The sequence below is a fragment of the Enterovirga sp. genome, from assembly GCF_028290205.1.
Taxonomy (GTDB): Bacteria; Pseudomonadota; Alphaproteobacteria; order Rhizobiales; family Beijerinckiaceae; genus Enterovirga.
Genome location: NZ_JAQGKF010000062.1, coordinates 1 through 3,201, shown reverse-complemented (window position 1 = coordinate 3,201; position 3,201 = coordinate 1). Strand labels below are relative to the sequence as shown.

Sequence of the window (3,201 nt, the reverse complement as noted above, 5' to 3'; positions counted from 1 at the left end):
CGACCACCGATCCGGATTGCATCAGCTCGAGGCAGGCCTCCAGCAGCAACTTCTCGGCGAAGGGGTCGCCGACCTGCACGGTCGGGCGCTTCTCGGCCGATTCGTCGTCAAACGCCGCGGAGGCCATGGTGGCGCCGTGGATGCCGTCGCGGCCCGTCTTGGAGCCGAGATACACGATCGGATTCCCGACCCCCGTGGCCTTGGCGTAGAAGATCTGGTCGGCCCGCGCGATGCCGACCGCCATCGCGTTGACCAGGATGTTGCCGTCGTAGCGGGTGTGGAAGCCGGTCGCCCCGCCCACCGTCGGCACCCCGAAGGAATTGCCGTAGCCGCCGATGCCGGCCACCACCCCCGAGACGAGGTGGCGCGTGCGCGGGTGGTCGGGCGAACCGAACCGAAGCGCGTTCAGGGCCGCGATGGGGCGGGCGCCCATGGTGAAGACGTCGCGCAGAATGCCGCCCACCCCCGTCCCGGCGCCCTGGTAGGGCTCGATAAAGGACGGGTGGTTGTGCGACTCCATCTTGAACACGCAGGCGTCGCCGTCGCCGATATCGATGACTCCGGCATTCTCGCCCGGGCCCTGGATCACCCAGGGCGCCTCTGTCGGCAGCGTCTTCAGGTGAAGGCGCGACGATTTGTAGGAACAATGCTCGTTCCACATGGCGGACACGATGCCGAGCTCGACGAGCGTCGGCCGCCGGCCGATCAGGTCGGTGAAGCGACGGTACTCCTCATCGGTGAGGCCGTGCTGCCGGACGAGATCCGGGGTGATCTGGACGTGGACGGTACCGGGAGCTGGCATCGATCGCTGACGGGTCGAGGGAACTGCCATCGCTGTACCGACACGGGTGGCGTGCTGGCAACGCCCCGGGGGCGACCGGGAGGGGGAAGCGCGGCCCCGTGACCCACCCCCAGGCGCTTCGCGCCAGCCTCCCCGGGCAACCACCCGGGTTCGTGCCGATCTGACACGCCCTCAGGTGGCACGCTCCTCGCGCCTCTGGCTCCGCGGCCGGAAAGCGGGACCGGGGAGGCACAGATGGCCCTGTTCAGGCGTTTCAACTCGGATCAGCGCGGCGCCGTCGCCATGATGTTCGGTCTCGCGGCTCTGCCCTTGGTTGGGCTCGCAGGCGCGGCGGTGGATTACAGCCGGGCCGCGATCGAGCAGACGAAGCTGCAGCGGGCCACCGACGCCGCCGTTCTGACCCTGGTGCGTGAGCCCCGCACCGCGACGCCGGGGCAACTCGCCGCCCGGGCCGAGAGCGTGATGCGGAGTCTGTACCGGCCGGCCGCCGGCATCAGCCTGGCGACCCCCGAGGTGCAGCGCGTCGGATCCAGCATCGTGGTGAGGGCGCAGGCGCGCGTGCCGAACGGGCTCCTTCAGGTGGTCGGCCTCCGCGACACGGCCGTGGCGAGCGAATCACGCGTCAACGGCAGCATGGAGCGGATCGAGATCGCCCTCGTCCTCGACAACACGGGGTCCATGGCCGAGCGTTTCGACGGCCGGGTGAAGATCGAGGAACTGCGCAGCGCGGCCGTGAAGCTCGTCGACGACCTGCGCGACATCGCCGCATCGCCCGACGATGTCCGCGTCTCCATCGTGCCGTTCGACACCGAGGTTCGGCTCGACGCCGGCCGCTATCGCTACCGGGACTGGCTCCGCCTGAAGAGCGCCGACCGCGCCGGCTGGACCGGCTACATCGTGGATCGCGACACCCCGAAGGACGTCTCCGACACGCCGCCGGTCGCGGCGCTGACCGGGACGCTGTACCCGGCCCTGGCCAAGAGCGAATGGGCCTCCAGGGGCCTGGGCGACCTTGTCCCGGTGCAGCCCCTGATCTCGCTGCACGAGAGGGCGGCCTATGAGGCCGTCACGGGGACCATCAAGAGCATGCGGCCGCGCGGCAACACCAATGTCGGGCTGGGCGTGGCCTGGGGCACGGCCACCCTGACCGGCTCGGTGCCGCTCGACACGCCGAGCACCAGCGATCCCCGTGGCGTGAGGCGCTACATGGTGGTGCTCACCGACGGCGAGAACACGCAGCGTTACGTCGACGGCGAGGTCCGGAGGCCGCACAGTGCGAGCAAGTGGGACCCGACGCTGCGGATGATGAACGCCCGGACGCTCTCCACCTGCGACACGGCCAAGGCCAAGGGGATCGAGGTCTTCACCATCCGGCTCCTCGAGGGCGACGCCGACATGCTGAGCTCATGCGCCTCCGCCCCGAACGCCAAGGCGAAGCAGCATTATTTCGACGTGCAATCGTCGCCGCAGCTCAAGAGCGCCTTCGAAAGCATCATCGACTCGATCACGGTGACCCGCCTGACGCATTGACGGGGCACGCCCGGCGGGGCGGCCGTCAGGCCGGCGCCACGGCGGCCCTCAGCATGCTGGCCGCGCCCTCGCGCAAAAAGACGGCGTCGGTGCCGATGGCGATGAGGTCGTAGCCGAGATTCGCGAAATGCCCGGCCCGCTCGCCGGTCGCCGCGTAGATGCCGGCCCGCTTGCCCGCAGCCTTGGCGCGGGTGAGGGCGTGCTGGATGGCCTGGCTCGTCTCCGGGCCGTCGGGGTCGATGGCGCCGCCGCCCGACAGCCCGATCGACAGGTCGTAGGGGCCGATAAACAGGGCGTCGATCCCGCCCACGGCCAGAATGGCATCCACCTGCGCCAGCGCCTCGCGGGTTTCGATCATGGCGAAGGTCACCGTCAGGCTGTTCGCAGCGGCGAAATACTCGGCTGGGCCGAGGCCGCTCAGCGGCACGGCGGCATGGGGCCCCCAGCTCCGGCCGCCGACGGGCGGGTACTTGGTCGCGGCCACGAAGGCGCGCGCATCCTGCACGCTGTTGATCATGGGTGCGATGATGCCGGCCGCGCCGGCATCGAGCAGGCGCGACGCCGTCTGGAACTCACCGACCGGGATGCGGGGCAGGCTCGGCTTGCCGGCCGCCGCAACCAGCGGAATGGCCCGGATGGCCGCCGCCAGGTCCATGGCGCCGTGCTGCAGGTCGAGGGTGACGCAGCCATAGCCGGGCTCCTGCGCGAGCGTGCCGGCAATCAGCGGCTCGGGCAGCCCGCACCAGATTGTGAAGACTGGCTTGCCGCCGTTCAGGCTGTGGGAAAGCGCGTGGAGGGAGGACATGCGGGCCTCGGGCTGCCGGTCGCTCACGGGGCCCGGTCGGGCGCGCGACCGCGCCCCTGACCAT

At 70.4% G+C, this 3,201-nt stretch carries 3 protein-coding genes; 1 reads left to right on the top strand and 2 read right to left on the bottom strand.

From position 1 onward, the window contains the following. On the bottom strand, positions 1 to 802 hold an 802-nt coding region (locus JWR86_RS04455), incomplete at its 3' end, for an AIR synthase related protein (RefSeq protein WP_299561328.1). A 234-nt stretch (positions 803 to 1,036) separates the two neighbouring features. Between JWR86_RS04455 and JWR86_RS04450 the strand changes: the two genes are divergently transcribed. Next, positions 1,037 to 2,332 (top strand): pilus assembly protein, encoded by a 1,296-nt coding sequence (locus tag JWR86_RS04450; RefSeq protein WP_299561326.1) that lies wholly within the window; start codon positions 1,037 to 1,039, stop codon positions 2,330 to 2,332. 25 nt (positions 2,333 to 2,357) lie between these two features. Here JWR86_RS04450 and JWR86_RS04445 read toward each other — a convergent pair whose 3' ends face one another. After that, complete coding sequence (locus JWR86_RS04445; protein WP_299561331.1) at positions 2,358 to 3,137, bottom strand: aldolase/citrate lyase family protein; 780 nt, start codon at positions 3,135 to 3,137, stop codon at positions 2,358 to 2,360. Between the last annotated feature and the right edge of the window lie 64 nt (positions 3,138 to 3,201).

Bases quoted from the DNA above. Each gene is read 5' to 3' on its own strand.
- JWR86_RS04450 (WP_299561326.1), top strand. From the start codon at position 1,037: ATGGCCCTGTTCAGGCGTTTCAACTCGGATCAGCGCGGCGCCGTCGCC.
- JWR86_RS04445 (WP_299561331.1), bottom strand. From the start codon at position 3,137: ATGTCCTCCCTCCACGCGCTTTCCCACAGCCTGAACGGCGGCAAGCCA.